The organism is Pseudomonas sp. CFBP 5748, assembly GCF_053850495.1.
In genome coordinates this window covers 536,102-550,310 of record NZ_JBSPTN010000004.1, presented here as the reverse complement: position 1 = coordinate 550,310, position 14,209 = coordinate 536,102, and the positions used below count along the sequence as shown (strand labels likewise).

General features: G+C 59.9%; 13 protein-coding genes. 11 read left to right on the top strand and 2 right to left on the bottom strand.

What is annotated here, in order from left to right; all coding sequences use genetic code 11:
* Positions 1–178 precede the first annotated feature (178 nt).
* The 7 genes from ACWNZ1_RS12535 to ACWNZ1_RS12505 all read left to right on the top strand — a co-directional run bounded on the left by ACWNZ1_RS12535 (position 179) and on the right by ACWNZ1_RS12505 (position 7,487).
* On the top strand, positions 179–469 hold the full coding sequence (locus ACWNZ1_RS12535; protein ID WP_003196231.1) for a c-type cytochrome: 291 nt from the start codon (positions 179–181) through the stop codon (positions 467–469).
* Between the two features lie 46 nt (positions 470–515).
* Positions 516–1,127, top strand: a complete 612-nt coding sequence (locus ACWNZ1_RS12530; RefSeq protein ID WP_135842994.1) for a c-type cytochrome — start codon at positions 516–518, stop codon at positions 1,125–1,127.
* A 199-nt stretch (positions 1,128–1,326) separates the two neighbouring features.
* Positions 1,327–1,971 (top strand): thiol:disulfide interchange protein DsbA/DsbL, encoded by a 645-nt coding sequence (locus ACWNZ1_RS12525; protein WP_135842995.1) that lies wholly within the window; start codon positions 1,327–1,329, stop codon positions 1,969–1,971.
* Positions 1,972–1,986: 15 nt separating this feature from the next.
* Positions 1,987–2,865: an endonuclease/exonuclease/phosphatase family protein gene (locus ACWNZ1_RS12520; RefSeq protein ID WP_135842996.1), complete on the top strand. Its 879-nt coding sequence runs from the start codon at positions 1,987–1,989 to the stop codon at positions 2,863–2,865.
* Entirely contained in the window at positions 2,862–4,913 is a 2,052-nt protein-coding gene (locus ACWNZ1_RS12515; protein WP_456027653.1) for a diguanylate cyclase, read from the top strand. The genes ACWNZ1_RS12520 and ACWNZ1_RS12515 overlap by 4 nt, the downstream gene beginning before the upstream one ends.
* Positions 4,914–5,018: 105 nt before the next feature.
* A complete protein-coding gene (locus tag ACWNZ1_RS12510; RefSeq protein WP_280944575.1) occupies positions 5,019–5,798 on the top strand; it encodes an N-acetylmuramoyl-L-alanine amidase in 780 nt (259 codons plus the stop codon).
* Between the two features lie 75 nt (positions 5,799–5,873).
* A complete protein-coding gene (locus ACWNZ1_RS12505) occupies positions 5,874–7,487 on the top strand; it encodes an EAL domain-containing protein (protein ID WP_280944977.1) in 1,614 nt (537 codons plus the stop codon).
* A gap of 6 nt (positions 7,488–7,493) precedes the next feature.
* Here the strand turns inward: ACWNZ1_RS12505 and ACWNZ1_RS12500 are convergent, their stop codons facing one another.
* Entirely contained in the window at positions 7,494–9,284 is a 1,791-nt protein-coding gene (locus tag ACWNZ1_RS12500) for an ATP-binding protein (RefSeq protein ID WP_135842999.1), read from the bottom strand.
* Positions 9,285–9,294: 10 nt separating this feature from the next.
* Positions 9,295–10,641 carry a sigma-54-dependent response regulator transcription factor AlgB gene (gene algB / locus ACWNZ1_RS12495; protein WP_135843000.1) on the bottom strand — a complete coding sequence of 449 codons (1,347 nt, stop codon included), beginning with the start codon at positions 10,639–10,641 and terminating at the stop codon, positions 9,295–9,297.
* A 434-nt stretch (positions 10,642–11,075) separates the two neighbouring features.
* On the opposite strand from algB, the gene ACWNZ1_RS12490 reads away from it, so the two are divergent.
* The 4 genes from ACWNZ1_RS12490 (at position 11,076) to gltP (ending at position 14,107) form a co-directional block, all read left to right on the top strand.
* Positions 11,076–11,363, top strand: coding sequence for a hypothetical protein (locus ACWNZ1_RS12490; RefSeq protein ID WP_135843001.1), 288 nt, complete (start codon positions 11,076–11,078; stop codon positions 11,361–11,363).
* Between the two features lie 80 nt (positions 11,364–11,443).
* Positions 11,444–11,608, top strand: a complete 165-nt coding sequence (locus tag ACWNZ1_RS12485) for a DUF1328 domain-containing protein (RefSeq protein ID WP_003177151.1) — start codon at positions 11,444–11,446, stop codon at positions 11,606–11,608.
* Positions 11,609–11,610: 2 nt separating this feature from the next.
* A complete protein-coding gene (locus ACWNZ1_RS12480; RefSeq protein WP_135843002.1) occupies positions 11,611–12,075 on the top strand; it encodes an inhibitor of vertebrate lysozyme family protein in 465 nt (154 codons plus the stop codon).
* Between the two features lie 700 nt (positions 12,076–12,775).
* Positions 12,776–14,107 carry a glutamate/aspartate:proton symporter GltP gene (gltP, locus tag ACWNZ1_RS12475; RefSeq protein WP_135843003.1) on the top strand — a complete coding sequence of 444 codons (1,332 nt, stop codon included), beginning with the start codon at positions 12,776–12,778 and terminating at the stop codon, positions 14,105–14,107.
* Positions 14,108–14,209 lie beyond the last annotated feature (102 nt).

The window sequence follows — 14,209 nt, the reverse complement described above, 5'->3', positions numbered from 1 at the left end:
TGAGCGGCGTCGGGAATGGACGCGGCAAGCTGTGTCGTTTCCGTTTCAGTGACGCCAGTATATAATGCCGCAGATTTTGTGTGCGCTTTGTCCCAGCGTAGGATGAAGCTCACGGGAGCGACCGACCGAAATTGCGCACTAGAACGCAGCTCGCTCTCAACCCTGAAAAGGTCGTTTTATGACGAAATGGCTGCTAGCTGCCGGTGTCTTGATGCCGCTTTACAGCGCTCAGGCTACACAGGATCCGGAAGCTGTGTACAACCGTGTTTGTGGTGCCTGTCATTCCGGCCAACTCCCCATGGCGCCCCGCAAGGGCGATCAGGAAGCTTGGACGCCGAGGTTGGCGAAAGGTATGGAGACGCTGGTGCAACACGTGACCCAGGGTTTCAAGGCGATGCCGCCGCGTGGTTTGTGCATGGACTGCAGTGCCGAGGATTACCGAGCCATCATCCAGTGGATGAGCGAGTGAACCCGGTCCATAACTCTTTAACCCTTAGCCGTAGTTGGATTAGCTGATGAACAAACTGATCGTGAGTCTGCTGTTGACCTTGGGGATATCCGGTGTAGCCCACGCCGCTGGCGATGCCGCTGCCGGTCAGGCTAAAGCGGCCGTATGCGGGGCCTGCCATGGCCCGGATGGCAACAGCATGGCGCCAAACTTTCCGAAACTGGCTGGCCAGGGCGAGCGTTACCTGACCAAGCAGTTGAAGGACATCAAGGACGGCAAGCGTGTCGTGCTGGAAATGACCGGCCTGCTGAACAATCTGAACGATCAGGACCTGGCGGACATTGCGGCTTATTTCGCCAGCCAGAAGGGCAGCGTCGGCGCCGCCGATCCGAAGCTCGTGGCACGGGGCGAAGCACTGTTTCGTGGTGGCGACCTGAGCAAAGGGCTGCCAGCCTGCACCGGTTGCCACTCGCCTGACGGCAAAGGCAACGCTGCAGCCGGCTTCCCGCACCTGGGCGGCCAGCATGCCCAGTACGTTGCCAAGCAACTGACCGATTTCCGCAAGGAAGAAAGCGGCCGGACCAACGACGGCGATACCAAGCCGATGCAAAGCATCGCCAAGAAACTGAGCGATGAAGAGATCGCGGCAGTGGCCAGTTATATCCAGGGCCTGCACTAAGGCCATTGGCCGGGCGTTGCGAGGGGTGCACACCTCTTGCAACGTTAACGCTCGATTAATCTCTCGATGCGAGCATCAAAAGGGTGGCTTTGGCCGCCCTTTTTTGTGGCCGCTGCCGTTACACTAACGAACTAGAACCTGCCGCGGCCTGTCTTAAAAACAGACCTCGCGAGGTCCCCTCATTGTCCAGGAGTAAAGCATGCGTAATCTGATCATCAGCGCCGCGCTCGTCGTCGCCAGCGTATTCGGCGTGGCCGTCCAAGCCAACGCCGAGGAATCGAAGGCCCCTTACGTCGAATTGGCCAACCCCGTTCCGGTGGCGGTGCCTGGCAAGATCGAAGTGGTGGAGCTGTTCTGGTATGGCTGCCCGCATTGCTACGCTTTTGAGCCGGTTATCAATCCATGGGTCGAGAAACTGCCTAAGGATGTGAACTTCGTACGCATTCCTGCGATGTTCGGCGGCCCATGGGACGCCCACGGCCAAATGTTCCTGACCCTCGAAGCCATGGGCGTCGAGCACAAGGTTCACGCCGCCGTTTTCAACGCGATCCAGAAAGAAGGCAAAAAACTGGTCAAGAAAGAAGACATGGCTGACTTCCTCGCCACCCAAGGCGTCGATAAAGACAAGTTCCTCGCCACCTTCGACTCCTTTGCCATCCAGGGTAAGATCAAACAGGCCCGGGAGCTGGCGAAGAAGTACGAAATCACTGGCGTACCAACCATGATCGTCAACGGCAAATACCGCTTTGACATCGGCTCTGCCGGCGGTGCCGAACAAGCGCTGCAACTGGCCGACCAACTGATCGCCAAAGAGCGAGCGGCCCCCAAGGCTGCCGCCAACTAAGCGCGGCTCACGCCCATGGCCCGCTGGAGTACCGAACGCATCGTTGGTCTGCATGAACCGCAGGTCAACGAGCATCATGTCACGTCCACGGGCCTGCCTGCCGACAACCGTCTGCGGCTGCTCAGCTTCAACATCCAAGTGGGTATCAGCACCGAGCGCTACCGGCATTACCTGACCCGCGGCTGGCAACATTTGCTGCCGCACACCGGGCGCGCCGGTAACCTGCAGAAAATCGGCGACCTGTTGAAGGATTTCGACCTGGTGGCCCTGCAAGAAGCCGACGGCGGGAGCCTGAGGTCAGGCTACGTCAATCAGGTGGAACACTTGGCCCAACTGGGCGCTTTTCCCTACTGGTACCAGCAACTCAACCGTAACCTCGGTCGCCTCGGTCAACACAGCAATGGCGTGTTGAGTCGTTTGCGACCGTGGGCGATCGAAGACCATCCACTGCCGGGCCCCAAGGGGCGTGGCGCGATCCTGGCGCGTTTTGGCGAAGGTCCGGAGGCCTTGGTCGTGGTGATGATGCACCTGGCCCTCGGCGCTCGTACCCGGACCATGCAGCTGGCCTATATCCGCGAGCTGATCGGCGGATACAAGCATCAGGTGCTGATGGGCGACATGAACACCCATGCCAGCGATTTGCTGCAAACGTCGCCCCTGCGCGATCTCGGTCTGCTCGCTCCACAACTGGAAGCGACCTTCCCCAGCTGGCGCCCGCAGCGCTGCCTGGACCATATTCTGCTGAGCCCGACCCTGACCCTCGAACGCGTCGAGGTGCTGGCCCAGCCTATCTCCGATCACCTGCCTGTCGCGGTTGAAATTCGTTTGCCGGGTTCGCTCACGGCTGACGCATTTCCCGCGCTGAGTCCTGCCCCTTGTGGATCCGATGAATGAGCGACGACGCCGACCGCTGGAGAGAGAAGTACCTCAAGAGCATTGAACAGCATGAAAAGCTCGAGCGCCGCTGGGATGCTCGGCTGGACTTGCTGCGTCGTGGCCTGGTGCGCAGTTCCCTGGCCGCCGAGGGCACTGATCGGGCAGTTGATGAATGCATGAAAGAAATGCGCGAGGTGGTGCGCACCAATGACATGGATGCCGCCCTCGCCGCCCTGTTGCCGCGCCTGGAAAAAGCCGTACTCGATTCCGAGCAGCGCCGCGAGACTCGGGTCGAGCAGATAAACACTGCGTTGACGACCCTGGTCGCACAGTTGCAGACCCTGCCGCTGCCGAAGGAAGTCAGCCGGCCACTGAAAAAGTTCTCCAAGCAGTTGGAAGACCGAGTTGGCCAGGCCCGGGAGATGCCGCTGCTGCTCAGCGAATTGAGCGGCCTGCAAGGCAAGGCACTGAGCGCGCTGGAAGCGCCCACTGAACCGAGTCGGCCCGGTCTGCTACAGCGGCTGTTTGGCGGCCAGGGCCACGAAGATGCCGCGCCCCTGCCGCACGAAGCTACCCAGGGCGGTGTGGCGCTCATGCCAAAGCCGGCACTGCCAACGCCCGCAATACCCGAAACCGAGGCAGCATCCGTAGCACCGGCACCGGCACCGGCACCAACGCCAGCCCCAGCCCCAGTCCCCGTGGTGGAGCAAGTGCCAATCGTGGAGACGCCCCCTGAACCGGTCGCCTTCATTCCGCCAATGGACGAGCCCGCTCCAACACCTGCTGCCGAAATTGTTCAGCCGATCAGCGAGCCGGACGAAACAACCGAGCCGGCATCGGCCCCCGATGAACCCGCAGTACCGGTCCCTACGCTCGAGAATCCTGACGAGCTGATGCCGCAGGAGCCGCCACAGCCCCCGCCCACGACATCCAACCCCGCTGCAGAATCCGACGAGCCCCCGGTCGCCCTCGATCCGACGGTTGATGCCCATTACGCCCTGCCCGACTCACCGGAGCCGTCCTACAGCTCGGTGGCCCGGCATATTGAAGACACCCTGCTGGGCCTGCTGGGCGACCTGACCCTGCCCGAGCGTCATCGGCCCCAAGCCGAGGCCATGCGTGAGCGGCTGCGAAATGGCTTGAACTGGTACGAGTTGCTGCCGATCCTCGATGATCTGGCGGTACTCATGCTGGCAATCACCGACAGCGGCCAGCATGAGTTCGAAGCTTACCTGCAGCGGCTCAATGATCGACTTGAGTCGTTCCAGAACAGCCTGCGGGCGGCTAGCGAAGACCATGCCGACAATCTGTCGGCCTCCAGGGACATGGACACGCAGATTCGCGAACAGGTTGATGGCCTGCAAAGCAGTGTCCAGCAAGCGGATGATCTGGAGAGCCTCAAGCAAGTGCTGGAGAACCACCTCGAAGGCTTGCTCGGCACCATGGACCAGCACCAGAAGCAGCGCGATCTACGTGAGCAGGAAGTCTCGGAACGCCTCAAAAGCCTGGCCGAACGCGTCGCGCTGATGGAGCAGGATGCCCAGGTCGTGCGCGACAATCTCGAAGAACAGCGACAAAAAGCGCTGGTCGATCCACTCACCGGGTTGCCTAACCGCGCCGCCTGGTCCGAGCGCCTCGAACATGAAGTCGTCCAGTGGCAGCAGCACGGTAATAGCCTGTTGCTGGCCATGCTCGACCTCGATCATTTCAAGCGAATCAACGATAACTACGGCCACCTGGCCGGTGACCGGGTGTTGAAACTCATCGCTTCGGTCCTGCGTAGACGGTTGCGAGGTGGCGACTTCATTGCCCGCTTCGGCGGGGAGGAGTTTGTCCTGTTGGTGCCCGATACGCCCCTGGCGGCTGGCGCCCAGTTGGCGGAGGCCTTGCGCGCCGCCATCGAAGTCTGCCCGTTCCATTTCAAGGGCGAGCCGGTGACGGTCACGATGTCCATAGGCATGACCGCCTTCAAACCCGGAGAACGCAGCGATCTGGTGCTCAAGAGAGCCGATCAGGCGCTCTACCGGGCAAAAAATGCCGGGCGTAACCGCGTGGAGCTGGGCTGAAAGCCAATTGTTCCATTTTGTTTAATATTGCCGCGTGAGCCAGATCATTCGCGAGGCGATACGTTACACTGTTGCATTATTCGCCAGCGCGTAACGTATTCCATCATGAAATTTTGTTCGCTCATTCTCTCCTTGCTGGTTCTGGCCGGTTGCGCGAGCGGCCCCCGGCTCGATACCCGTCACCCTTCAGTCAATCAGGACAACCGTATCCAATTCGTGGTGGTGCATTACACCTCGGCGTCCCTCGAGCGATCCCTGGCGCTGCTGACCCATGGCGAAGTCAGTGCCCATTACCTGATCGGCGACGATGAACGCGCCACTATTTATAAGCTGGTGGATGAAAACCGGCGCGCCTGGCACGCCGGGGAAAGCGAATGGGATGGACGGACCTGGCTCAACTCCAGCTCCATCGGCATTGAAATCGTCAATCCAGGTTTCATCGATACGCCCAACGGGCGCCTCTGGTACCCCTACAGCGAAGCTCAGGTCCAAGCCTTGATTGTGTTGCTCAAGGACATCACCCAGCGTAACGCGATCAACCCGCGCAACATCATCGGCCACAGCGACATCGCCCCCTTGCGCAAGCTCGACCCGGGGCCCTTGTTCCCTTGGAAGCGGTTGGCAGAAGCCGGCGTTGGCTTCTGGCCCGACGAACAGGCTGTGGCACACCAGCAGGCCATATTCGCTGCGCAGTTGCCGAGCGCCAGTTGGTTCCAGACCGAACTGGCCCGCCTCGGCTACCCGACGCCCCAGACCGGCGAATGGGATGTGGCCACCCACCATGTGCTGGCCGCTTTCCAGATGCACTATCGGCCGAGCCGTTTCGACGGTACGCCGGACGCGCAGAGCGCGGCGATTCTGCAGGTCCTCAACCAGACAAAATAATGACGCCCGTCTGACTATCAGGGCCAAATTCAAATCAGAAGCTATAACTCATTGGTAACTTTCGGATTACCCATGATGACGGCTGCCCGCGAAACCCTGCAGAGCTGGCTCCATCGCCCTCTTTTTCTGGCGATGATGGCGGCTGCCTTGAGTACGGTGCTGTTGCTGGCGGGGAGTCTGGCTGTGGTGATGCAGCAGATCCAACAGCGTGAAAGCGATCAGATGAATGCCCAGGGCGAGCGTTTTCTGCAAAGGTTGGAGCAACTCTTCGGACAATTGCGCGAAAGTCTCGACGATCTGCGAAACCAGCCGTTGCGCGGATGCGACGATGACATGATCGCGACGTTGCGACAGGTGAGCTTCAACTACCGCTTCGTCTACGAAGCGGTGTACATCGACGGCAGCGGCGTCTGTTCCAATCGTCCACACCAGAGCGGGTTGTCAGTGACCCGCCCGCCCGACATCCGCGGGCCGACCTACAATTACTGGCTCAACACCACCAAAGAACCCGACGAAGATCGTGCCGCATTGATGCTGGGGAGTGGCAACTTTCGGGTGGCCACTTCTCGCGGGCATTTGACCGATGTGGTCGATTTACCGCCGGGCAGCAGCTTGCTGGTCGTCCTGGATCGCGGTGAGCGAGCCATTCCCGTGCTGGGGACCGACCAGTACTGGCCGCCGGCCGAGCCCTGGCCACCGAAAAGCCGCAATGCCTTGCAAGTGACGCAGAACCGGTTGATCTATCGGATGCCGACCGACAGCCCGGAATATCAACTGGTCCTGATCGCTCAGCGCAACGGTTTCCAGATTCCGGCCAATGCCTGGTGGATGCTGCCCATCAGCCTGGCACTGGGCTTGGGGATCGGGTTTCAGGTATTCCTGCTGGCGCGCCAGCGTCAGTCCATGGACGCCGAATTGCACGGCGCCATCCGGCGTGGAGAGTTGCAGGTGCTGTACCAACCGATTTTCGACTTGAGCAGCCGCAACTGCGTCGGCGCCGAAGCCTTGCTGCGCTGGCGACGACCGGACGGCACCCTGACCAGCCCGGATTTGTTTATCCCGATGGCAGAGAACACCGGGCAGATCCGTCAGATCACCGATTTCGTGCTGCAGCGGCTGTTTGATCAATTGGGTCAGTTATTGCGGGCGAATCCGCAACTGTACATCTCGGTGAATCTCGCTGCGTGCGATGTGATGGTGCCACGTATTGGCGAGGTGATCGCCCGCCTGCTGGCGCTGCATCGGGTGTCAGCCCGGCAAATTGCCTTCGAAGTGACCGAGCGTGGGCTGGTCGATGTATTGGTCGCCCGGGATAACCTGCAGTCGCTGCGCGACGTCGGGCACCAGGTATTGATCGACGACTTCGGCACCGGTTATTGCAGCCTGGCTTATTTGCAAACCCTGCCGGTGGATTGCCTGAAAATCGACAAGGCGTTCATTGACGCCTTGGGCCACGATGCCGCCAGCAGTGGCGTGGCCCCGCACATCATTCGCATGGCCCACGCGCTGCAGCTCAAGGTGATCGCCGAAGGCATCGAGCACGAAGCCCAAGCCTCCTATTTGAGCAGCGAAGGGGTGAAGTTTGGGCAGGGCTGGTTGTTTGCCCATGCACTCAGTGCGGTGCAGCTCATCGAACTGATTACCCGCGGCCGGCGCCTGCGCAGCCGACGCCTGGACGACGAAGCCTGAGCCCCTTCAGACCGCCAGTGCCATGTAGAACTGTGTACCCTGCCCCGGCCTTGAATAGACGCCCATGCGCCCGCCGTGGAGCTGGACGATCTCCTTGCACAACGCCAAGCCGAGGCCCGCGCCGCCTTTCTTGCGCCCGACCTGGACAAACGGTTCGAAAATCCGTCCCTGCTGGCTGTAGGCAATGCCTTCACCGTTGTCTTCGACACTGATGATCACCCGTTCGCCGTGGCGTCGGGCCTGCAGACGGATCTGGCCGTTGTCGCCAGTGTGACGCATGGCATTGTCGATCAGGTTATCCAGTACCCGATCCAACTGTGCAGCGTCGGCATGCAGGTGTGGCAGCGGGCCTTGGATCGCCACGAGCAATTCGATGCCCTTGGCCTCGGCTTGCGCGGCGAACCGCAACCGGGCCGCTTCGAGTAGATCGTCGATGGAACAAGGGGCCAGGGTCAGCTTTTGCAAACCGTTCTGGTAGCGAGAGAAGTTCAGCAGGTCATTGATGAGCTGCATCAGCCGCTGCATTTCTTCATTGACGGTGTTGAGCAGGTCGGCCTCGCGGGACTCTTCAGCGAAATGCACACGCTCCTGCAACAGGCCGAATGCCATGTGCATGCCGGTGACCGGGGTGCGCAGCTCATGGGAAGCGCGCAACACGAATTCACTGCGCACCCGCTCAAAAGCGCGCTGTTCGGTGACATCGTGCAGCACCATCACGGCGCCGAGGATGTGGCCCTGGGTATGGCTGACCGGCGTGAGGCTGTAAGTCAGCACCCGCGACTCGCCATCCACCTCGATGTTCAAATCGTCCGGCGCCCGCTCCTGGGTTCCGCCGCGCAGGACCAGTTGCAGTTCTTCATCCAGTTCAAGGCGTCCCAGCGCCTCGCCCAATCCCAGGCCCAGGCGCTCCTCATCCCACCCCAATTGACGCTGGGCCACGGGGTTGAGGTGTTCCAGGTGACCTTGGCGGTCGATCATCAGCAGGCCGTCGTCGATGCTGTCCAGTACGGCTTGCAAGCGTTGCTGGCCGGCGAGCAATTCGTCGACATTGGTAGCCTGATGCTCACGCAGGGCCTGGGCCATGACGCCGAAACGACGTGTCAGCAGGTTCAGCTCAGCGGCGGAGGAAACAGGTAGCGTCACCTCGAAATTGCCCTGGCCGATGTTATCTGCGGCTGCCGCCAGTGCCTCGATCGGCGCCCCGAAGCGGCGGGCGATCCCGTGGGCCGTGACGAAGCCGATGATCAATACGGCCAATCCCACCAGGCCCAGCAGTCCGGAAATCAACAACGCGCGTTCGCGGGCGCGGTTTTGGGTTTCACTGATGTTGTTCAACGCCTGCCGATAGCCCTCGATCAGGCCACTGCGCAGCACATTGAATTTTTCGGTGAGGTCCTGGATACCGGTGATTTGGGCCGGCTGCTGGCGAGACGCGGTGAAGGCTTCAAGAAAATTGATGTAGTCGGCTTTGGCCTTGGTGAAGTTCTCGACCGAGCCGGCCAGCCCCTGTTCATGGGCGATGCCCTCCTCAAGCAAACCGAAATATTGCCGCTTGGATGCCTCCAGCGCAGCCAGATCGGGTTTGTCGTCGAGCATGATCATCAACTGGTCGCCGAGCGTCTGGCGCAGCTTGAGGCCCAGGTCCAGCAGGATGAAGTTGTCGCGTACCGATTGTTCCTGGGTGTCAGCCATTTGCATCACGCTGACCAGACCCAGCACCAACCCCAGCAATGCCACGGTGATCAGGGCCGAGATGCTGAGAAACAGTCGGGTGCGCAGCTTCATCGCCAGTTTCATAAGGTGTCGCTCACAGGTTGTACTGCTTGCGTTTGCGATACAGCGTGGACGCATCGATACCCAAGGTCTTGGCCGCCTGGTCAAGGGTGTCGGCCGTGGCCAACACAGCGCCGATATGAGCCTTCTCCAGTTCATCGAGGCTCAGCGCGGCGCCGATTCGTGGCGCATTGTTGACCGGTTGCTCGGCCATGCCCAGGTGACTGATTTCGACTTTTTCCTGTGGGCAGATAATGCTGGCCCGCTCGACCACGTTCCGCAGCTCCCGGATATTGCCCGGCCAGCGATAGCCTAGCAGCGCTTCGCGAGCCTCGTCGCTGAAACCCCGGGCCGGGCGCGCGTACTCCTTGACGAAACGCGCCAGGAAACGATCGGCCAGGGTCAGGATGTCTTCGGTGCGCTCGCGCAGCGGTGGCAGATGCAGGGTAATGACGTTCAGGCGATACAGCAGGTCTTCGCGAAAACGCCCGTCACGCACCATGTCTTCCAGATTGAGGTTTGTGGCCGCGAGAATCCGTACATCGGCGCGGCGTGTCACCGGATCCCCTACCCGTTCATATTCCTTGTCTTGAATGAAACGCAGCAACTTTGGTTGTAATGTCAGGGGAAAATCGCCGATCTCGTCGAGAAACAGCGTGCCGCCATCAGCCTGATTGACGCGACCCAGGGTGCTCTCGCTGGCACCGGTAAACGCGCCGCGGCTGTGACCGAACAATTCGCTTTCCATCAACTCAGCGGTCAGCGATGGGCAATTGATGGTGACGCAGGATTTTTTCGCCCGCTTGCTCCAGCCGTGGATCGCCCGGGCCAACTCGCCCTTGCCGGTGCCGGACTCGCCGAGAATCAGGATGTTGGCGTCGGTGCTGGCGACCTGGCGAGCCGTTTCCAGGACGACTTTCATCGCCGGGCTGTGGGAGTCGAGGCCATCCTTGGGTTTGCGCACCTCCCCTTCGAGGGCTTCGAGCCTTGCCGATAACTGGCGCACCTCCAATTGCTTGGCGGTGGCCAGGCGCAATTGATCCGGGCTGCACGGCTTGACCAGATAATCGGCGGCGCCGGCCTGGATGGCGTCGACGGCGGTGTCGACCGCCGAGTGGGCGGTGACGATCACCACCCGCATCCAGGGCGCCTGGATACGCATTTGCGCCAGGACATCGAGCCCGTTGTCCTCGCCCAGGCGCAGGTCGAGAAAGCACAGGTCGAACACCTGGCGCTGCAGCAGGGTATCGGCCTGGGCGGCGCTGTTGGCGGTAGCGACCGTGTAGCCTTCGTCTTCCAGGCAGTAACGGAATGTACGCAGGATGGCGGACTCATCGTCTACCAGCAGAATGCGGCCTTGGTGCTCGGTGGCAGATTCCATTTTCCTACGCTCCTTAATGAATGATGATGGTTAGTGTCAGAAAAATCGGGCAAGTTGCATGGTCGTTTCTGAGGGGATATTACCCACCGAGAACCTCCCTGTAGACGTCTGACTCCTAAAAGGTTGATTTGAGTTCCTTTTTTTGTCTGACATCCGTCTCGGACGGTTCGGTTTGCTCATTCCGACATTGGTTTTCGACGGGCCATTCAAAAAAATCAAATACCCCCCCTTCGCTTCGTTCGTGCAATACGCACGACTGCCTTGAAGGCCATCGTGCAGGATGCGCCCTCAGCGTTTTACGCAGCAGATGTAACTCGCTGATTTAAAACATATTTTTTCTGACAAAATTCTGGCACGACGACTGCAATGATCCGATCAACGTGGCGCTAAGGCGCCTGAACCAGATCACCACTCGGGTGGGGAGGAATTCCAGGATGAATCGTCATAGTGCCGCCCAGTTTCGAATCTCTTCCCTGCACGTCCAGCAGATTCTGTGGGCCGTGGTGGCGTTGCTGTTGACCCTTTTCGTGGGGCAGCAATTGCTGCTCTGGCATCAGAGCCAACAGCCCGAGGCGCCTCTGGTGTCGGTTCAACGTGCTCCGCAAACCCATTTCAGCGCCGTCGGCAGCCTGTCGGAAATTTCCGCTTCGATGCGGATGATGGATGTCGATCAGGCACAGCCTGTGGCTGATACGCCTCGTCAGGAGCGCTGGGTGTTTTAACTTGATGGACCGGCCGTCTAGCGCGTCGGAACCATCGCTGCCAGACCCTAACTAAATAGAAAAGCGTAAGGAGAATCACCATGTTGAGCTGGGCAATTACTTTCCTGATCATTGCCATCATCGCCGCAGTACTGGGCTTCGGTGGTATCGCAGGCACCGCCACGGGCATCGCCAAAATTCTCTTTGTCGTGTTCCTGGTGATGTTCATCGCCTCCTTCTTCTTTGGCCGTCGCGGTCGAGGCTGACCATGAGCGCTTCATTTAAAGGACTGGCCGCCGCCCTGCTGTTGGGCGGCAGTGCCATGGCAATGGCTGCCAACGATGGGCAGATGCGGGCCAACCAGTTACTTGAAGCCGACCCGCAATATCGCGACACCTGGCAGCACGTTGTGAAAAAAGAAGAACGCTTGCCGGAATGGGTGATGAACCTGTCCGGCGATTCGGAGCAGATGAACGCGGTCGAGGAAGATGGCGACAAGTATCTGGTGGGCCCGTTGTGCGAAACCCAGGCGACGTGCCGCAGTAAACGCCTGATAGTCGCCTTCAGTTTTGATAAGGATGAGGCCTACGCCATGTTGGTCGAAGTCCCGGCCGGACTGCCGGCCGACAAGTCGCCGACCCGTCACGCAGACTACCGTTTCCTCGGCAAGCCTGATGAAGGTATGCAGAAACTGTTAATGGAACAACTCAAGAAAGATCCGAACTGGTACTGATGTTCGAAAACGAGAAAAGCGCCCTGCTTTTCTCTTTTGCACGGCCCGAGGAGGGTCGATGCATGACCAGGGGGCCGGGACGTTCTGACCGATCAGGGTCGGAGTGACCTACGGGCACAAGGGGTGCCTGCGAAAGGGCCGGGTCAGGTAAAAGCCGCGACGCAGGTTCGCAAAGTCCCCATGGCTTGGCGAACCTGCGCAGGGCTTATGTTACAAAATGCTTGTGCCAGAGCGGCTCGCTGATTTGATCCGGGCCCGCTTGCTTGATGCGGCATATCGTCTCCCCACCCTCGATTTATCCCCCGTGCCTGGCCGTATGTCGGAGAATGCACCCACCATTTCTCCGCGGATTTGCGCTGCGACTCGCCTGCGTTGCGGCGATTGCGCACACTTGAGAAAGCAAGTCCCACTACGCTGAAATGGCCGGTTCACGGCGCTTATGCCTGCTTGAATGGCGTATTCGAAACCGCTGCGACGTGTGTTTTGTTTTTGAAATCTCATGCCGATTCGGCATAGGGTAGGCGTTTACGGCATTAGACGGCCCTCCCTTGCATCGCAATAGTTGCGCCTTTTTTCGCCCGCCAGTAAGCCGCCAATGCGCGCTCGGGGTGACCTTATACGGGGGCAGCGGCGCGAATTTATCGTCATCGGCGATCGGTTCGTGTCACTGCCCGAGTCCAACTGAAGTAAGGGTAATGATATGAAGAAGGCAAAATTAAGCCTCGCCTGGCAGATCCTCATCGGTCTGGTGCTCGGGATTGCACTGGGCGCGCTGCTTAACCATTTCAGTGCCGAGAAGGCTTGGTGGATCAGCAACGTGTTGCAACCGGCAGGCGATATCTTTATCCGTCTGATCAAGATGATCGTGATCCCGATCGTGATTTCCTCGCTGATCGTCGGCATTGCCGGGGTCGGTGATGCCAAGAAGCTCGGGCGTATCGGTCTCAAGACCATTCTCTACTTCGAAATCGTCACCACCATCGCCATCGTTGTTGGCCTGTTGCTGGCCAACTTCTTCCAGCCGGGCAGCGGTATCGACATGAGCACCCTGGGGACGGTGGATATTTCCAAGTACCAGGCCACGGCCGCCGAAGTCCAGCATGAACATGCGTTTATCCAGACCATTCTCAATCTGATCCCGTCGAACATCTTTGCAGCGGTCGCCCGTGGCGAGATGCTGCCGATCATTTTCTTCTCCGTCCTGTTCGGTCTCGGTCTGTCCAGCCTGCAATCGGACCTGCGCGAGCCGCTGGTGAAAATGTTCCAGGGCGTGTCGGAAAGCATGTTCAAGGTCACCCACATGATCATGCAGTACGCCCCGATCGGCGTGTTCGCACTGATCGCGGTGACCGTCGCCAACTTCGGTTTCGCGTCTCTGCTGCCACTGGCAAAACTGGTGATTCTGGTTTACGTCGCCATCGCCTTCTTCGCCTTCGTGGTGTTGGGCCTGATCGCCCGCCTGTTTGGCTTCTCGGTGATCAAGCTGATGCGCATCTTCAAGGATGAGCTGGTGCTGGCCTACTCCACCGCCAGCTCCGAAACCGTGCTGCCGCGCGTGATCGAGAAGATGGAAGCCTACGGCGCGCCGAAAGCCATTTGCAGCTTCGTAGTGCCTACCGGCTATTCCTTCAACCTCGACGGCTCGACCCTGTACCAAAGCATCGCGGCGATTTTCATCGCCCAGCTGTACGGCATCGACCTCTCCATCAGCCAGCAATTGCTGCTGGTGCTGACCTTGATGGTGACCTCCAAAGGCATCGCCGGCGTGCCGGGCGTGTCCTTCGTGGTGCTGCTGGCCACCTTGGGCAGTGTGGGTATTCCACTGGAAGGCCTGGCCTTCATCGCCGGTGTCGACCGGATCATGGACATGGCCCGTACCGCGCTGAACGTCATTGGTAACGCCCTGGCCGTGCTGGTCATCGCCCGCTGGGAAGGCATGTACGACGATGCCAAGGGTCAGCGCTACTGGAACTCCTTGCCACACTGGCGCAGCAAAGAGCCGCTGCCGGCGGGGGAAGTTTCCAGCCGCTGACACACATGACCCCTGTGGGAGCTGAGCTTGCTCGCGATGGCGTTGGATCAGTCAGCATTGATGTCGGCTGACACGCCCCCATCGCGAACAAGCTCGGCTCCC

Excerpts from the sequence above, each read along its gene's own strand:
- ACWNZ1_RS12535 (WP_003196231.1), top strand. The coding sequence starts at position 179 with ATGACGAAATGGCTGCTAGCTGCCGGTGTCTTGATGCCGCTTTACAGC.
- ACWNZ1_RS12510 (WP_280944575.1), top strand. The coding sequence starts at position 5,019 with ATGAAATTTTGTTCGCTCATTCTCTCCTTGCTGGTTCTGGCCGGTTGC.
- ACWNZ1_RS12480 (WP_135843002.1), top strand. The coding sequence starts at position 11,611 with ATGAGCGCTTCATTTAAAGGACTGGCCGCCGCCCTGCTGTTGGGCGGC.
- ACWNZ1_RS12500 (WP_135842999.1), bottom strand. The coding sequence starts at position 9,284 with ATGAAACTGGCGATGAAGCTGCGCACCCGACTGTTTCTCAGCATCTCG.
- ACWNZ1_RS12530 (WP_135842994.1), top strand. The coding sequence starts at position 516 with ATGAACAAACTGATCGTGAGTCTGCTGTTGACCTTGGGGATATCCGGT.
- algB (WP_135843000.1), bottom strand. The coding sequence starts at position 10,641 with ATGGAATCTGCCACCGAGCACCAAGGCCGCATTCTGCTGGTAGACGAT.
- gltP (WP_135843003.1), top strand. The coding sequence starts at position 12,776 with ATGAAGAAGGCAAAATTAAGCCTCGCCTGGCAGATCCTCATCGGTCTG.
- ACWNZ1_RS12485 (WP_003177151.1), top strand. The coding sequence starts at position 11,444 with ATGTTGAGCTGGGCAATTACTTTCCTGATCATTGCCATCATCGCCGCA.
- ACWNZ1_RS12515 (WP_456027653.1), top strand. The coding sequence starts at position 2,862 with ATGAGCGACGACGCCGACCGCTGGAGAGAGAAGTACCTCAAGAGCATT.
- ACWNZ1_RS12505 (WP_280944977.1), top strand. The coding sequence starts at position 5,874 with ATGACGGCTGCCCGCGAAACCCTGCAGAGCTGGCTCCATCGCCCTCTT.
- ACWNZ1_RS12520 (WP_135842996.1), top strand. The coding sequence starts at position 1,987 with ATGGCCCGCTGGAGTACCGAACGCATCGTTGGTCTGCATGAACCGCAG.
- ACWNZ1_RS12525 (WP_135842995.1), top strand. The coding sequence starts at position 1,327 with ATGCGTAATCTGATCATCAGCGCCGCGCTCGTCGTCGCCAGCGTATTC.
- ACWNZ1_RS12490 (WP_135843001.1), top strand. The coding sequence starts at position 11,076 with ATGAATCGTCATAGTGCCGCCCAGTTTCGAATCTCTTCCCTGCACGTC.